Origin of the sequence: Fontisphaera persica (assembly GCF_024832785.1) — a bacterium.
GTDB lineage: Bacteria > Verrucomicrobiota > Verrucomicrobiia > Limisphaerales > Fontisphaeraceae > Fontisphaera > Fontisphaera persica.
On sequence record NZ_CP116615.1, the window covers coordinates 2,879,458 to 2,895,485 of the forward strand.

Below are 16,028 nucleotides of genomic sequence, written 5' to 3' on the forward strand. Positions count from 1 at the left end.
GTCAGCGAATGATGAGTTCGGCCTGCAAGGCGCCGGCCTGTTTCATGGCCTGAAATATCGCCATCATGTCGCGCGGCGTCACCCCCAGCGCATTCAAGCTGGCCGCGACTTTTTCGATGGTGGGCATTTCGGGCAGGGCCACCAGGCTGGATTTGTTTTCGGTGACGGTGGTTTCGGTGCGCGGGAGGACCACGGTGGTGCCGCTGCTTAACGGCCCCGGCTGGGAGGCTTCGGGAGAGGAGGCGATGGTAATGGTCAGGTTGCCGTGGGAGATGGCGCAGGCGGAAATCTGGACGCGGGCATTGGCCACAATGGTGCCGGTGCGTTCATTGATGACAATGCGGGCGGGCACATCCGGCGCCACTTCGAGGGCCTCGAGACGAGCCAGGAAATCCACCGGCGTTTTTTCCGCGCCCGCCGGCAGTTTCACCCGCACCGAAGTGGCATCCAGCGGGACAGCGCTGTTGGGGTATTTCTCGTTGATGGCCGCCGCCAGACGGGCGGACGAAGTAAAATCGGGCTGCCGGAGGAGCAATTCCACGCACTGGTTTTGGACAATGGTGGCCGGAATTTCCTTTTCCACGAGCGCGCCGCCAATAATCTGGCCTACGGTGGGATGATTTTTCTGGACGCTGGCGCCGCCAGCGCCGCCCGTGCCACCAACAAATCCCCCGATGGAAATGGCCCCCTGCGCCACGGCATAAACCCGGCCGTCGGCGCCCAACAGGGGGGTCTGGAGGAGCACACCGCCTTGAATGGTTTTGGCGTCGCCCATGGACGATACAAGAACATCCAGGCGCATGCCCGGTTTGGCGAAAGCCGGAATATCCGCCGTGACAAGGACGACGGCGACATTTTTGGACGACAAGGTGGAGGGGGGCACCTGCACGCCAAAGCGCTGAAGCATGTTGGCCACGGTTTGCAAGGTGTAGGTGGGGTTTTTGTCGCCGTCATTGGCCACGCCCGTCACCAGGCCATAACCCACCAGTTGGTTTTCCCGCGCACCCGCCACCATGACCAAATCCTTGACGCGCACGCCGGCGGCGAAAGCCGGCAGCGAAAGCAGCAGGGCCATGCCGGCGCCCAGCCAGGCGCGCCACGGTTTGCTGGAGTCAGGAAAGCACATCATACTCATGTTTGGGGCGCCTCAGAAGGGGCTGATTTTATCCCACACGCGAGTGAACCAGCCTTTTTTCTGGGTGTTGGAAACCGAGCCTTTGGACAAAATGGTGATGGTGGCATCGGCCACCTGATAGCTGAAGACGGTGTTGTTGGCGGTGACATCCTCGGCCCGCACCACCCCGCGCAGGACCACATCCTGCACCTCGCCGGAGAACGACGTCTGGCGCCGGCCTTCCACCACCAGGTTTTTGTTGGGCAGCACGTCCACCACCCGGACGGCGATGCGGGCGGTGATTTTCTCGCTGTTATTGATTTGGCCGCCGCCTTCGAAGTCATTCTTGGCGCTGAACTTCAGTGCCGGGTATTGGCCGCCCTTGGTTAACAAGCCACTGGCCGCCGGCCCATAGAGAAAATTCTGGATGCTCGCGTCCACACCGCTTTTTTTGGCGGTCTTGGTGGTGGCTTCCTTGGAGGCGGCGTTGTTTTCCTGCACCACAATGGTGAGAATGTCGCCCACGGCGCTGGCCCGTTTGTCGGCAAACATGCTGCGGGAAGATTCCTCGTCCCACAGCGAGTCCGCGCCGGCGGAGAAACCGCCGCAGACCGCCACCGCCACCGCCAGGGGGGCCAGTTTAGAGAACAATGAGAATGGTTTGTTCATCTTGCACCTTTCCGCGCAGCTCGCGCTTGCTTTGAGGGTTTCGCACGCGAATCCATTGGCCGGGCGCGCCGTCTTCGAGGACTTCCACCTTGAGGGCGATGGAGAGGGCGCCCTCTTGCACCACCCCCCGCACCAACTGCCCCCGGTTGACCACCGGCTTGAGCCGGAGGGCGCGGCGCAGCAAAGGCACGCCCGCCGGCAGGTTTTCGGTAACCTCCAGCAATTCCGGCTCGGCTGGCAGGGTGTCGCAGGCCTCGCGCAGCAGCAACACATCGCGCCGCTCCAGCGTCACGGCCTGGCGGTCGAGGGTCTGGCCGCGCTTGAGAGGGGCGGCGGTTACGTAAACCTCTTTCCATACCCGCGCCTGCACCGCCGCCTGCCACACGCCAAACGCCTCGGTGTCCCCGCGCAATTCAAATCGCAAGAGGAACGAGGCCGACGGCCCCGTGGCCGGCAGCTCCACCACCTTCAGCGTCAGGGGCTCGTCCGGCGCCAGCACCGGCACCGGCAAACGGGCCACTTTCAGCTCCAAATCTTCGGGCCGGCATTGAAACTCGCGGCTGAGCGGCTCGCGCAGCAGCGCCGCGACTTCCGCTTCGGACAAGGCCCGCACGCGTCGGCTGATGACCACCGCCGGCGCGCCCGTCCATTGGGCCGCGGCCAGGGTGGGGGCATTGGTCAAGAGTAGCGCGCTCAAATCCGCCCGGCTCAAGCGCCATGGTTTTCCGGGCGCCGGGGCGGGCAGCAGCCAGAGATTGGTGGGCACTTCAGGGGCGGGAGTTGCCAGCAGTTGATGCAGGAACACTCCGGAACGCTCCACCGCCACCGCGGGCAGCAGCGAAAAGCTGGGGGGCTCGCCGCCCAGGAGGGAGAAGGCGGCCAGCCCCCCAAACAGGAGGGCGCGGTGGAGGAGGGCACGGGCAACCCCGGCCAGCCGCGCGCCGCCGCGAGCGGCTGCGCAGCCGGCTTCCCGCCAGAAAGGAATGAGGGCAAAACGGATCATGATTAACGCCGCAAATTGTTGCTGATCTGCATCATCTCATCCGCCGCCTGCACTGCGCGCGCATTGATTTCATACGCCCGCTGGGCCAGGATCAGATTGACCATCTCCTCCACCACCTTGACGTTGGACATTTCCAGAAAACCCTGGGCGAGAGTGCCAAACCCATTTTCGCCCGGATTGCCCAGCTCGGGGGTGCCGCTGGCCTGGGTCTCGCGGTACAAGTTGCGGCCGAGGCTTTCGAGCCCGGCGGGGTTGGCAAAGCGCACCAACTGCACGCGAAACGTCTGGGTGCCGTTGGCGCCGGTGAGGGTGACCTCGCCATTGGCGGAAATGCTGATGCCGGTGGTGCCGGTGGGAATCGGCTGAAAACCGCCCAGCACCACCAACCCATCACTGGTGGTGACCCGGCCGTCCGGGCCGGTTTTGAAGGCGCCGTCGCGGGTGTAGGCGCGAGTGCCGTCCGGCATCTGGATTTCAAAGAAACCGTCCCCCTGAATCGCCACATCCAGCCGCTCGCCGGTCTGTGTCAACTCGCCATTGGTGAACACCTTGGATGTGGCCACGGCGCGCGCGCCATGTCCGACCTGCAAGCCGGTAGGCAGCATGTTGCCGCCGCCGGTCTCGCTGCCCGGCGCGCGCGTGGTCTGATACAGCAAATCCTGAAACTCCACCTTGCTTTTCTTGAAGCCGGTGGTGTTCACGTTGGCCAGGTTGTTGGCAATCACATCCAGGTTTAACTGCTGGGATTGCATCCCGGCCGCCGAAGAATATAACGCGCGCAACATAAGCCTCTCTCACTCAGCCATTGCCGGACAACTCAGCAATCGTCCGTCCCATGCGTTCATCCTGCATTTGAATCACCCGCTGGGCGGTTTCAAACTGGCGCATGGCCACAATCAAATTCGCCATTTCCAGCGTGGGTGAAATGTTGGAAGCTTCCAGAAAGCCCTGGCATACCGTCGAAACGGCCGCCGGCCGCGCCTGAAGCTGGGGATTTTGCGCTGTGAACAGACCCGCGCCCGCGGGCGTCAGCAGGTGCGGCTGGTCGAACTCCACCACCTTCAATTTCCCCCGCACCACGCCGCCCTGGCTGACTTCGCCGGAAGCGGTAATGGTCACCGGTTCACCGGAAGCGGTGTCAATCTGGATGGGCCCGGTTTCCCCCATCACTGGCTGGCCGCCCTTGGTGATGAGCTGGCCTTGGGCCGTGAGGCGAAATTCACCATTGCGCGTGTAAGCCGGGCTGCCGTTGGGCATCTGCACTTCAAAGAATCCCGGCCCTTCAATCGCCACATCGGTGGCCACGCCCGTGCGGCGCAGCTCCCCCTGCTGCAAATTTAACTCCGAAGTGGCGTGCGGCAGCAAAAACACCGGCGCTGGCTGGTTGCCGGGAAGCATCAAACCCGCCTGCACGGCCTCGGTGCTCAGCTCGCGCTTTTTGTAACCGGTCACCGGCGCGCCCGCCAGGTTCTCGGCGATTAACTCTTGCCAGCGGGTGGCGGCGTTCATCGCGGCAGAAGCCTGGTAAAGACTGACATTCATGCTTCCTGAAGCGCAAGCACACCTTGTGCCAGCCGCAGGAAGGGCCTGAAACGCGATTCTTTGGACGTTTCCATCCCTCAAGGCGGCAAAAGCTGCCGTTGAAGCTGGTGTAATTTTTCCGGCAGGGAAGGCAAAGCGCCCGCCCCAGGCGGGCAGGCGAAGGAGGCAACCGGAGGGGTGAATGACGGCGGTCGGGCCGGTTCATTCAAGGCGCAGTCTGATAGCGGCAATCCAGTTCGATGACCTGGCCGCAGGTGCAGATGATGCGAATCCGGGTGATGGTGCGGCCATTGCGCTCCAATTCGACTCTGGGACCCGCCGGGTCCGCCCCGCAAGCGGGCGCCGGCAACAAACTGGCCAGCGGTTCGAAGCGGGTGTCGTCCGTGGTTTTCACCACATGGGCGCGGAACACCGCGGATTTTTCACCCTCCGCTGAGGAGCCCAGCGCCAGGGGGATGAATGGGCCAGGAGCTGGCATGGGAAAATCGTGTTATTTATTGCTCACCCGCAGCATAACGCTGACGCGGCGGTTGACCTCATCCTCCGGCGCCATGCCGGGCATGGGGACGGTGTCGGCGTAACCGGCCACCTTCTTAATCTGGTCCGGCTGCACGCCGTGCTTCACCAGCTCGCGGCGGGCGGTGTTGGCGCGGCCGCTGGTCAGTTCCCAGGGGTCCGGCGCATGGGGCGGCGGAGTGGCCACTTTTTCGGTATGGCCCTCCAATTCCACATTAAAACCGCGATACCGGGCTATTTGCCATGCCAGCGTGCTGAAGACCCAGGCGCCGTAGGAGGTAAATTGATCCGAATGCGGCTGGAACACCGGCTTGCGGGCGCGATCAAACACGCTGATGCGCAAGCCGTCCGGCGTCAGCTCGATGCGCACGGTCTGCTCCTCCTCCGGCTCCTGCGTATTGAGCGCCTTGAGCAAATCCTCATTCAACCGGCGTAGCATGTTGAGCTCGACGGCGGAGGCAGCATCGAACTTTCCGCTCTCGGCCTTGACGGAATGGTATTCCTTGTTGGGGATGATGCCGGTGGACTCCTTGGTCACCGACATGAAGGGGTTGCGGAAACTGCGGGCAATGGCTTCCTTGATTTTCTGGTCCTGCGAGCTGAGCCACAACACCAGAAACAAGGCCATCATGGCGGTGACGAAGTCCGCGTAGGCCACCTTCCACGAGCCACCGTGCGAACCGTGTTTGCGCGCCATGGCTTATCCTTTGGTCTGGCCCACGCCTTTGAGCATCTTTTCCAGCTCTTCGGCGGTGGGCTTGACATCGCTGTTCAAGCCGCGCCGGGCCATTTCCACGGCCATGATGGGCGCCATGCCGCTGGAAAAACCCACGACGGCGGAAGCAATGCACCGCAAATACGCCGCCTTGGCCTGCCCGTTGAACTCCAGATTGACCGCCAGGGGATTCAGGAAACCGTAGCCGAGGAGAATGCCCAGAAAAGTGCCCACCAGCGCGGCCGCCACCTTGTGGCCAATCTCTTCAATGGGTCCGGAAATGGCCGCCATGGTGATGACAATGCCCAGCACCGCCGCCACAATCCCAAACCCCGGCATGGCATCGGCGGTTTTGCTCAACACGCTCACCGGCGCATAATGCTCCTCCTCCATGCTTTCCAGTTCAATATCCATGAGCATTTTGAGCTGGTCCGGCTTGATCTTGCCATCAATCACCGGCCGCAACGCGCTGCACAAAAACTCCAGCGCCTCGGCATTGTTCACGAAACTGGGATACTTGGAGAAGATGCTGCTGGTCTGCGGATTGAGGACATGCTCTTCCAGGGCAATCATGCCATTGCGGCGGGCCAGGAGAAACAGCTCATAAAGCGCTTTGAGCAAATCCTCATACGCCGCCTTGCTATAGGGCGTGCCCTTCAATGCCGCCATGATTTGGTGCACCATGTCCTTGAGCACCTTGGCCGGCGACATGACCACCAAGGCCCCCAGCGCCGCGCCCCCGATGATAATCAGCTCGGAGATGTGCAGCAGGTTGCCAATGTGGCCGCCTGCCAGCACGTAACCGCCCAGCACCGACATGAGCACCACGACACTGCCAATGATGACAATCATGAGAATATCCGGGTCATTCGGGAATCGCTTCCCGTTTGATTAAATAGGATTTGATGGCCATGATGGCCTGCGCGTGAATCTGGCAGATGCGGGATTCGGTCAGGCCAAACACCTCCGCAATTTCCCGCAGCCGCATGTCCTCAAAATAGTAAAGCGCCAGCACCTTGCGCTGCATTTCCGGCAACTGCTCCAGCCGCTCCGCGATGAGGGCCGCCAGTTCGCGGCGGGCGGCTTTTTGCGCGGGGGTTTCCTGCTGGCTGTCTGCCACGCTTTCGTATTGCGGCGGGCTGTCGGCATCGTCCAGCACCCCGGCGGAATCCAGGCTCACAAACGCCGCTGGGCGCACCTCGTCCAGCCAATGTTCATATTCCCGCAGGGACAAGCCCAGCGCTTTGGCCACTTCCGCCTCGGACGGCAGCCGTCCCAGTTTCTGCTCCAGCTCCTGAATGGCCGCCTGGATTTTGCGGGCCTTGGCATGAACGGAACGGGGAATCCAGTCCATCTTGCGCAATTCATCCAGGACGGCGCCACGAATGCGCAGGCGGGCGTAGGTTTCAAAGGAGGCATTGGAGCGGGGATCGTAATTGCGCACGGCGTTGAGCAGCCCCACCAGGCCGGCGCTGTATAAATCTTCCATTTCCACGTGCGGCGGAAGGGTCATCGCCACGCGGCCCACCACGGTTTTCACCCAGGGAAGGTACTGTTGAATCAACGCCTCCTCCGCTTCCGCGGAAGTGCGGTCCTGGTGGTAGCGCTTCCAAAGCTCGGCCACCGTCACCTGCGCCGCTTGGGGTGCGGCCGGCTCGCAGGTATTTTCTAGAGGCGCGCTGTTCATGGTGGCTTACGGTTTTTTGGTGGTTTCAGTTTTTCTGGCTTCTTCGGCTTCGGCCGCCGCCCGCGCTGCCTGGTCTTGGTGAGCCTGGCGGAGGCTCTTCACCCACACGCGTCCCCACCAGCGCATGAGCACCCCCCCCACCAGCGCAGCCGCTGCCGCTCGCCACAGCGCCTCGGGGCCGGGGCTGGATTCGGCCAGGCCAAACCCAATGCCGATTCCGAATCCAATAATTCCGCCAAGTAACATCATAAACTTCATGACCAGTCAGCGACGCCTTGCATAGCAGAAGCCTTGCCAGCCGCCCCCACAGCCGTCGAAGCGGCCCAAGGGGCGGATTCTGCCCACAAAATGGCCGGTCCCAGCGCGGCCGGGGTGGCCGGCGAGAACTCACCCGGAATATTTTGCCCGCCCGCCAGAAAGCGGACTGAGCAATTTGTGCCGCACAGGAGATTCCAGAGCTTGCCCAGGTGCGGCTGTTCATCCACATGCGTTACCATGACACCCGCCAGCGGCAGGCAGGAAAAGGACTCGACTTGCTGGAGCATCAGGCGCGTGTCATACGCAGCCGACACCACCACATGCCATTGGACCGGCCCCCAGGCTTCGGCGCGTTGACGCAACGCCTCGATGGCGGCCCGGTTTTGCCAGGACACCCCCGGCATATCCACAAATTGCCAGTGATTTTCCCGGCTTGGGTCTGAAGGCAGGCCCGCGGCTCCCAGGCGGGCCACGGGCACGCCCAGTAATTCGGCCTGCAACCGCAGGGATTCGGATAAATTGGGGCGTTCCCCGTCCGCGCACCAGACGCGTGCGGACTGGTTTTCCCGCAAGACCAACCGGGCCAGCCATTTGCACAGGGCGGTGGTTTTGCCCACCCCCGGCGCGCCCACCAAAACCTGCAAACAATCGCGTTGCAAAGGGACTGGCGCCCGCCATCGCTCCTGCAACAGCGATTGCAACGCAGCCAGCATGCCGCGGTGAGTCACCCCGCCTTGCGGCGCTTCGGCCACGCGGAGGGCCGCGGCCATCTGGCGGGCGTAGCGCGGCAGCAGCCCCATGCGCAGGAGAAAGTCGGTGAGTTCACCCGGCTCCGGCGGGCAGTCCGGCTCCGTCTCCAGCGGAAGGGGCGCGGCCACGGGGGTGGTCTGCTGTCTTTCCACCAGGGCGCGCAGCTCGGCCAGCTCGCGTTTGACCTGAGCCAATACGTCCTGCGCCTGCGCCGCCGTGTCCGGCTCCGGCAGGGCGGCCACAACTTCAATGCGCGGGCGGCCCAACCAACCCGCCAGGCCCTGGGCGCGCACCTTGCGCACCTGCAACACCACCGCCTCCGGCCCCAGGGTCTCGCGGATTTGGGCCACCGCCTCGCGGGCATTGCGCGCGTGAAAGGTTTGGGTGCGCATCATGGTTTATCCCTCCAGCGCGCCAATCAAAGCGGCGCTTTGCACTTCCACCCGCGGTGGAATCTCGGTGTAGGCCAGCAGCACCACGTCCGGGAAAGTCGGCGCAAGGAAACGGCGAAGCGGCAGGCGAATTTGAGGAGCGCAGACCATCACCGGCGCGTGGCCCTCGGCCAGCAGCCGCTGCACGTGCCGCGACAGCGCCTCCACCAGATGGCGGGCCAGGCGCGGCTCCAGGGCCAGGGAAACTTCCGTGGGCGTGCTGCGCAGACCCAGGGCGATCTGCTGCTCCAGCTTGGGGTCCATGGCGATGACGCGCAGGACCCCCTGCTCATTCAGGTACGGGCGCACAATCTGCGCCGACAACGCCCGCCGCGCCGCCTCGCTCAAATCATCCGGATTCTTGGTCACCAGCGCATGGTCCGCCACTTTTTCCAGGATGCCCGCCAGGTTGCGAATGGACACGCCCTCGGCCAGCAGGTTCTGCAACACACGCTGGATATGGCCAATGGAAAGCAGATTGGGCACCAGCTCATTGACCACCGCCGGATGAGTTTGCTTGAGGTGGTCCAACAGCGTTTGGGTATCCTGCCGGCTTAATATCTCGTGGGCGTGGCGGCGGATGGTTTCGGACAGATGCGTCACCAGCACAGAGGCGGCGTCCACCACGGTGAAGCCGTGCACTTCGGCCGTGCGGCGTTCGGCTTCCGTCACCCAGATGGCGGGCAATTGAAAAACCGGCTCCACGGTGGGAATGCCCTTGAGCTGGGTCTTGCTGCGCGTGGCGTTCATCGCCAGCCAATGGCCCGGCATCAATTCGCCGCGGGCCACTTGATTCCCTTTGAGCAGGAAGCGGTATTCATTGGCGCCCAGTTGGAGATTGTCGCGCAGGCGGATGGGCGGAATGACCACGCCCATTTCCGTGGCAAAATTGCGGCGCACCCCTGTTACCCGCTCCAGCAAATCGCCGCCTTTGCGCGCATCGGCCAGCGCCACCAGGCCGTAGCCCAGCTCGATTTGCAGCGCGTCCAGTGCCAGCAATTCCTCCAGTTTTTCGCCGGTGGCCTTGGCCGTTTCCTCCCCTGCCTCGCCCGCTTTGGTGGTTTTGGCGGCCGCAGCCCGGCCCCCCGCCAGCGCCGCGCCCGCCGGGGTGCCGGCCAATTCCATGTCCAAATGATGCCGGTGGAGCAACCGGCCGGCGCCATAGGCCAGCCCGGCCATGAGCAGGAAAGGCAGCATGGGCAGGCCGGGTATCAACGCCATGATGACCAGCATGACCGCCAGCAAGTTCATGACGCGCGGATAAAACAACAATTGGCGGCCCAATTCCCGGGCCAGGTTGTCCTTGGCGGCGGCGCGGGTAATCAGAATGCCGGCGGCGGTGGAGGTGATTAGCGCGGGAATCTGGGACACCAAGCCATCCCCGATGGAAAGCAGGGTGAAGCGCTGAAGGGATTCGGTGACGGTCATGCCTTTTTGAATGATGCCGATGGCAAAGCCGCCAATGATGTTAATCAACGTGATGAGCACCGCCGCAATGGCGTCACCACGCACGAACTTGCTGGCGCCGTCCATGGCCCCGTAAAAGTCCGCCTCCTCCTCCACTTTGCGGCGGCGCTCGCGGGCTTCGGCCTCGGTGATGATGCCCGCATTGAGTTCGGCATCAATGGACATCTGTTTGCCGGGCATGGCATCGAGGGTGAAGCGCGCGGCGACCTCGGCGATGCGGCCGGCGCCCTTGGTGATGACCACAAAATTGATGAGCACCAGAATCAGAAACACCACCATGCCCACCACGTAGTTGCCGCGGACCACAAAATTGCCGAAGGCCTCAATGATATGGCCGGCATAGCCGTCGAGCAAAATCAGGCGGGTGGAAGCCACATTGAGCGCCAGGCGAAACAGGGTGACAAACAGCAGCAGCGTGGGGAATCCGGTGAAGTCGGCTGGGTCCCGCACATACAAAATGACCAGGGCAATGAGCAGCGACAGCGCGATGCTCGAGGCCAGCAGCCCGTCGAGCACAAAGGGCGAAACCGGCAGAATCAGCAACAGGATCGTGCCGAACAGTCCTACCGTCAGCCACAAATCCTGAAATTGAAACCATCGCCGCGGCGCAGCCACGGCCACAGCGCCTGCATTCATGCCCTGCCCCTTTCCTTGTCCTGCGCGGCGGCGGCCGCGTATGGAAACCCGGTCTGCATGTGCGTTTTACATCAGGCGGCCGCTCTCGGTGTAGTAGCGGTAACGGTACGTCCGGTACACCCAGGCCAGGATTTCGGCCACGGCCGCGTACAGCTCGGCGGGGATTTCCCCGCCAACCCGCCCATGCTTAAACAAGAGGCGTGCCAAAGGTTTGCTTTCCACGATGGGAATCTGATGTTGCTGGGCAATTTCCCGGATGCGTTGCGCCTTGAGGCGGGCGCCTTTGGCGAGGATTTTGGGGGCGCGCATGGAGCGGCGGTCGTAGCGGAGGGCGATAGCCAGGTGGGTGGGATTGGTCACAACTACGTCTGCCTTAGGCACTTCCGCATACATTTTGCGCAGGGTCATTGTGACCCGCCGGCGTCTCTGGGCGGCTTTAATCTGGGGGTTGCCCTCGGTGTTTTTCATCTCCTCCTTGACCTCCTCCTTGGTCATCATGAGGTCGCGCAACGTGCGCCAGTACTGGTAAACGTAGTCAATGGCGGCAATCAGCACCAGCACCGCCCCCACCCGCAAGGCCAGCCGCACGGCAGATTCGGCCATGAAGGTGGAAATTCTTGCCGCGTCCACCGTCGTATAAAAGATGGGATCGCCCACCACTTTTTTCACCTCGGAATAGGACAAAATGACGATGGCGGAGAGTTTGATGAGGTTGAGAATCAGCGGCGGGATGGAGCGCAGGGAGAGCAGCCGCTTAAATCCGGGCACCGGATTGACACGATTCCAATCCACTTCGAGAACTTCGCTGGCGGTGCGGAAGCGGCTTTGCAGGCTGCCCGCCACCAACGCGCCGGCCACGGCGAAGAGAACCACCGGCCCCACACTGGCGACCAGCAGCCAGACCCACTTGATAAACAAGCGCGGGAGCGAGTTGTGGGAAAGGGGTTGGTCGTGCAAATGGGCGAGATTGGACGCCATGGCTCCCGCCAGGCGATACCAGGTTTCCTGGCCGGTAAAGACCAGGGCCATGAGACTGGCCGCCAGCACGAAGACGGTTTGCACCTCCTGGCTGCGGGCGAACTGGCCTTTCTTCTCGGCCTCGTGCAGCTTGCGTGCTGTGGGTTGTTCTGTCTTGTTGTCGCTGTCGAATGCCATGCGCCAGCGCGGTCAACCTCCCAGACCCAGCAGTTGCGCCACGCGCAACAGGTCTTCCGGCAACCGGCGCAGGTAGTTCAGCACGTGTTGTGCCATGATGCTCAGCGTCAGGCCAAAGCCGGCCAGGCCGGCCAGGATGCGAATGGGGAAACTGTCGGTCAGCACGTTCATCTGCGGCAGGGCGCGTCCCAGAATGGTGAACAGGAGCGTGATGAGAAAGGCAATGGCCAGCACGGGGGCGGCCATTTGCAGGGCCAGCAGGAAGATGCGCGAGCTGTGCCCCAGGACATGCCGCAGGAGCGGTTCGCCGGGTTTGATGAGGCCGGCCGGGAGCACTTGATAACTTTGCTGGAACGCGGCAAGCATCCAGTGGTGCATGTCCAGCGCGAAAAACAGCACGGCGCCAAGGTAATACAGAATCATGGTGGGAGCCTCGGCGCGCTGCTCGGACAGGGGATTAAAGGAGGCGGCCATGTTCAGGGCCATTTCATGGGTGATGATGCCGCCGGCAATTTCAATGGCGAAAAACACCATGCGGCAGGTGAAGCCCATGAGCAATCCCGCCGCCATTTCCGCCAGAAGCAGCAGCACCACGGAACCCAGATGTTGCCCAACGCCGGCGGGCACTACGACCATCGGGGCAATCAGGAGGCCCATCAGCGCGGCCAGCCCCACGCGCAGCGGGCGGGGGAAGTTGCGCCCGGCGAAGACGGGAAACACCGTGAGCAGCGCGCCCGCGCGCACAAACACGGACATCCAGGCAATCAACCATTCGGCCATGCGCACCTCCCGGCCCGCATGGCTCAGCGGGCCATCTCCGGGATTTTCTGGATGATCAGGATGGAGAACTCGGTCATCACGCGGATGATCCAGGGCAGCAGGAGCACCAACAGGGCCACAATGCCCAGGGCCTTGGGCACAAAAGAAAGGGTCTGCTCGTGAATGGTGGTGACCGCCTGAAACAGGCTGACAGCCAGCCCGATGAGCATGGCCGTCAAGAGCACCGGCGCGGCGATGAGCACCGCGTGGTACATCAGGTTTTTCAGCAAATCAATGGCATATTCAGGCGTCATAAGCAGCCTCCGGGCGGGGCGGCGGCCGGGTGCGGGCGCGCTCAGGTGAAACTTAATATCAGCGAGCGCGTCACCAGGCTCCAGCCGTCCACCAATACAAACAACAAAATCTTCAGCGGCAGGGAAACAGTCATGGGCGGCATCATGATCATGCCCATGCTCATCAGCACCGTGGCCACCACCAAATCAATGAGGATAAACGGCACAAACAGCAGAAAGCCCATCTGGAAGGCCGTGCGGAGTTCGCTCAAGATGAACCCGGGAATGACCACCCGCAGGGGCAACTGCTCCGGCGGCGTGGGGGGCATTTTGGCCAGCTCCACAAACAGCTCCACATCCTTGGGCCGGCTTTGTTTGAGCATGAACGCCCGCAGATGCACCGTGGCCTGGTCCATGGCCTGGCGGGCGGTGATTTGTTTGGCGTTGTAGGGCTGGATCGCGTCGCGGTCAATGCGCTCCCAGACCGGCGCCATGATGAAAAAGGTCAGAAACAGCGAGAGGCCAATGATAATCTGATTCGAGGGCGTGCTTTGCAGGGACAGCGCGCTGCGCACAAAGGAGAGCACGATGACAATGCGCGTGAAGCAGGTCATCATGAGGATGAGCGAAGGCGCCACGGCCAGCAGCGTGATGATGGCCAGGACGCGGATGGCCGGGTCCAGGTCCTCCGCGGCCTGCCCGCCATCAATGGTCACCCGGAAAGGCAGCACGGATGCCGGGCCGTTGGTGGCCGCCGTCTGGGCCATGGCCTCCCCTGCCCCGCCCCACAGGAGCAGAAGCAGCAGCAACGCTCCCAGGAGCCAGCCTTTGCCACGTTGCCCAAGTGCGTTCATGAGCGGGCCAAAACTTGTTGCAGCGCCTCAGTGAAACTGGCGGCTGCCGGCGCCGGGGCCGCAGGAGCGGCGGTTTCCTCCGGCAGGGCGCTCAACAGGTTCAAGCCGCCCGGCGAAGCCGCCACCAGAAAACGGCATTGGTCATAGCCCACCACGTAGAGGGTGTGCCGCGGACCCAGGGAACGGCTTTCGAGAACTCGCAAGCGGGGTGCTTGGCGGCGGGGCAGTCCCGTGCCGCGCTGCCAGCGGCGCACCGCCCAGGCGGCACAGAGAAACAACGCCACCACAAAGATAAAACCGCCCAACATCCGCAGCACGGAAACGCCCGTATCCAGCGAATGGCCCGCCGCGGCGGCATCGGCCGCCGCCAGGGGGTAGGCCAGGCCGCAGACCAGCGCGGTCAGCACGCCGATGGAGCGGATTTTAATCATGGGGTTTTGGCGGCCAGCTCGGTGATTTTGAGGCCCAACTTTTCATTGACCACCACCACCTCGCCGCGGGCGATGAGTTTGTTGTTCACGTACAAATCCACGGGCTGGTCGGCCTTGCGCTCGAGGGGGACCACCGAGCCGGCGTTCAGTTGCAGCACCTCGCGGATGGACATCGCGCGCTCGCCCAGGACCACGGTCACCTGGACCGGCACGTCCATCACCACCTCCAAATTGGAATTCTCTTGCGTCGCCATAACCATGTTCCTTCAAGTTGCCCGGGCCTGGATTTGCACGGCCCAGCAGCCGTTTTGCGTGCCCAAACGCCCCGTGAAAAAGGGGCGCCCGCCAATGCGCAACCGGACTTCGCCGGCCACGCCGCCTTCCCACACAAGCTGGTCGCCGGGCTGCAACTGGGCCAGCTCGCGGGCGGTCAATTCCAGACCGCACCACTCCGCGGTGACCTTCACCACCACGTCTTCGAGAAGGGGATTCCAGGCCGGTTTCCTGGCGGCTTCAGGCTTGGGCGCGGCCTCGGGGGTGACGGCGGCGGCCGGTTGCGGCAACAGCTCGCGCACCAGGCTGACTGGCATGGCCAGGGCAACGGTGCCGGTGGTCTCGCCCAGCGCCGCGTCAAAGTTCAGCACACACAGCAGTTCCTCCGAATCCTTCACCTCCAGAAATTGGGTGCTGCTTTCGCAGCCGACGGGCGTGACGTTCCAGCCGCGGCCCCCTCCCCAGTACTGTTTCCACTGCTCGAGAAACATGCGCACACCCGGCTCCAGCAGGCCGGTCTCCAAATCGCTCAGGGGCCGCTCTTCCGCTTCCGGCAGGCCCGGCCCGCCCAGCCAGCGGTCCACCATGGCCAGCGCCAGAGCGCAGGGCAGATTAAAATACAGGACCCGGCCATTGGGGGTCAGCTTGAAGAGACTCAAATGGGTGGGCGAAGGCAGCCCCTCCAGGAATTCCGCGACCGGGCGCATGACGGCCCCTTTGGGGGTCAGGCGGAAATCCATGCGAAGCTGCAAGGTCAGCCAGTCCGCCATGGCCCGCGCGTAGCCCTCATGGCGCTGGCGCAGCCACTGCAACTGCCGGAGCGGCACCATGTCGCCGCGAGTGCTCTGCCAGCGCAGGGGTTTGGCAGGAGCCTCGGCAGGGGCGGAAGACTGGGCAGGGGCGGCGCTCATGGAACCGGTTACTGGATGGCGAATTCGGTGATGTAAATTTCCTTCACCAGGTTGGCGCCCAGGGCGTTGTTGAACACGCTGATCAGCTCGTTGCGAATCAGATTGCGGGCGCCGGGCTTCTCGAGGTCGCTGATGGTTTTGGTGCTCATCACGCCGGCCGCCAAATCCAGCAGCATGTCGCGATTGGCCTCGATGCGGTCCTTGAAATCGGGCGCGGTGCCGACCAGGGTGTAGTTGGCCATCAAATATCGGGTGCCCACACTGCCGGCAACATTGACCAGCACCTTGTTCAACTGCACCGTCTGGCGCGGAGTTTTTTCCTGCTTTTTCTTGTCTGTGGCGGGTTCCTCCTGCGCGGCGGCGCCGGCGCCCAGGGCCTTTTGCAGCTTGGGCAGAAGCAGGAACTGCGTGGTGCAAAAGGCGAGCACCGGCATGAGGATGATGGTGACAATCGCCGGCAGCCACGCCTGCAAGGCGCTGGCCTTGGGCGCGGGCGCCGCCCCGCCGCCCTTGGCGGGGGCTTCGGCCGGAGCATTTTCAAGTCGGTTGGCAGCCATGACGACA

Annotated in this window: 20 protein-coding genes; all 20 read right to left on the reverse strand. The window is 63.2% G+C overall.

Going from position 1 to position 16,028, the window contains the following annotated elements; translation table 11 throughout:
• Position 1: 1 nt before the first annotated feature.
• Entirely contained in the window at positions 2-1,129 is a 1,128-nt protein-coding gene (locus NXS98_RS10745; protein ID WP_283844971.1) for a flagellar basal body P-ring protein FlgI, read from the reverse strand.
• Between the two features lie 18 nt (positions 1,130-1,147).
• The gene (locus NXS98_RS10750) at positions 1,148-1,765 is read right to left on the reverse strand and encodes a flagellar basal body L-ring protein FlgH (RefSeq protein ID WP_283844972.1); all 618 of its coding nucleotides are present in this window, start codon (positions 1,763-1,765) and stop codon (positions 1,148-1,150) included.
• Positions 1,755-2,786, reverse strand: a complete 1,032-nt coding sequence (flgA, locus tag NXS98_RS10755; RefSeq protein WP_283844973.1) for a flagellar basal body P-ring formation chaperone FlgA — start codon at positions 2,784-2,786, stop codon at positions 1,755-1,757. Before flgA ends, NXS98_RS10750 begins: the two co-directional genes overlap by 11 nt.
• A gap of 2 nt (positions 2,787-2,788) precedes the next feature.
• A complete protein-coding gene (gene flgG, locus NXS98_RS10760) occupies positions 2,789-3,571 on the reverse strand; it encodes a flagellar basal-body rod protein FlgG (RefSeq protein ID WP_283844974.1) in 783 nt (260 codons plus the stop codon).
• A gap of 13 nt (positions 3,572-3,584) precedes the next feature.
• The gene (locus NXS98_RS10765; RefSeq protein WP_283844975.1) at positions 3,585-4,328 is read right to left on the reverse strand and encodes a flagellar hook-basal body protein; all 744 of its coding nucleotides are present in this window, start codon (positions 4,326-4,328) and stop codon (positions 3,585-3,587) included.
• 205 nt (positions 4,329-4,533) lie between these two features.
• A complete protein-coding gene (locus NXS98_RS10770; protein ID WP_283844976.1) occupies positions 4,534-4,806 on the reverse strand; it encodes a hypothetical protein in 273 nt (90 codons plus the stop codon).
• A gap of 12 nt (positions 4,807-4,818) precedes the next feature.
• Positions 4,819-5,541: a flagellar motor protein MotB gene (locus NXS98_RS10775; protein ID WP_283844977.1), complete on the reverse strand. Its 723-nt coding sequence runs from the start codon at positions 5,539-5,541 to the stop codon at positions 4,819-4,821.
• 3 nt (positions 5,542-5,544) lie between these two features.
• Entirely contained in the window at positions 5,545-6,411 is an 867-nt protein-coding gene (motA, locus tag NXS98_RS10780; RefSeq protein ID WP_283844978.1) for a flagellar motor stator protein MotA, read from the reverse strand.
• Positions 6,412-6,424: 13 nt separating this feature from the next.
• The gene (locus NXS98_RS10785; RefSeq protein ID WP_283844979.1) at positions 6,425-7,246 is read right to left on the reverse strand and encodes a FliA/WhiG family RNA polymerase sigma factor; all 822 of its coding nucleotides are present in this window, start codon (positions 7,244-7,246) and stop codon (positions 6,425-6,427) included.
• A gap of 6 nt (positions 7,247-7,252) precedes the next feature.
• Complete coding sequence (locus tag NXS98_RS10790) at positions 7,253-7,495, reverse strand: hypothetical protein (RefSeq protein WP_283844980.1); 243 nt, start codon at positions 7,493-7,495, stop codon at positions 7,253-7,255.
• A 5-nt stretch (positions 7,496-7,500) separates the two neighbouring features.
• On the reverse strand, positions 7,501-8,649 hold the full coding sequence (locus NXS98_RS10795) for a flagellar biosynthesis protein FlhF (protein ID WP_283844981.1): 1,149 nt from the start codon (positions 8,647-8,649) through the stop codon (positions 7,501-7,503).
• A gap of 3 nt (positions 8,650-8,652) precedes the next feature.
• Positions 8,653-10,788, reverse strand: a complete 2,136-nt coding sequence (gene flhA, locus NXS98_RS10800) for a flagellar biosynthesis protein FlhA (protein ID WP_283844982.1) — start codon at positions 10,786-10,788, stop codon at positions 8,653-8,655.
• A 66-nt stretch (positions 10,789-10,854) separates the two neighbouring features.
• Positions 10,855-11,943: an EscU/YscU/HrcU family type III secretion system export apparatus switch protein gene (locus NXS98_RS10805; RefSeq protein ID WP_283844983.1), complete on the reverse strand. Its 1,089-nt coding sequence runs from the start codon at positions 11,941-11,943 to the stop codon at positions 10,855-10,857.
• A gap of 12 nt (positions 11,944-11,955) precedes the next feature.
• On the reverse strand, positions 11,956-12,723 hold the full coding sequence (locus NXS98_RS10810; RefSeq protein WP_283844984.1) for a flagellar biosynthetic protein FliR: 768 nt from the start codon (positions 12,721-12,723) through the stop codon (positions 11,956-11,958).
• Between the two features lie 23 nt (positions 12,724-12,746).
• Positions 12,747-13,016, reverse strand: a complete 270-nt coding sequence (locus NXS98_RS10815; RefSeq protein WP_283844985.1) for a flagellar biosynthetic protein FliQ — start codon at positions 13,014-13,016, stop codon at positions 12,747-12,749.
• A gap of 41 nt (positions 13,017-13,057) precedes the next feature.
• A complete protein-coding gene (fliP, locus tag NXS98_RS10820) occupies positions 13,058-13,849 on the reverse strand; it encodes a flagellar type III secretion system pore protein FliP (RefSeq protein WP_283844986.1) in 792 nt (263 codons plus the stop codon).
• On the reverse strand, positions 13,846-14,280 hold the full coding sequence (locus NXS98_RS10825; RefSeq protein ID WP_283844987.1) for a FliO/MopB family protein: 435 nt from the start codon (positions 14,278-14,280) through the stop codon (positions 13,846-13,848). The genes fliP and NXS98_RS10825 overlap by 4 nt, the downstream gene beginning before the upstream one ends.
• Positions 14,277-14,534, reverse strand: coding sequence for a flagellar motor switch protein FliN (gene fliN, locus NXS98_RS10830; RefSeq protein ID WP_283844988.1), 258 nt, complete (start codon positions 14,532-14,534; stop codon positions 14,277-14,279). Before fliN ends, NXS98_RS10825 begins: the two co-directional genes overlap by 4 nt.
• A 12-nt stretch (positions 14,535-14,546) precedes the next feature.
• Positions 14,547-15,464 (reverse strand): flagellar motor switch protein FliM, encoded by a 918-nt coding sequence (locus tag NXS98_RS10835; protein WP_283844989.1) that lies wholly within the window; start codon positions 15,462-15,464, stop codon positions 14,547-14,549.
• Positions 15,465-15,472: 8 nt separating this feature from the next.
• A complete protein-coding gene (locus tag NXS98_RS10840) occupies positions 15,473-16,021 on the reverse strand; it encodes a flagellar basal body-associated FliL family protein (RefSeq protein ID WP_283844990.1) in 549 nt (182 codons plus the stop codon).
• Between the last annotated feature and the right edge of the window lie 7 nt (positions 16,022-16,028).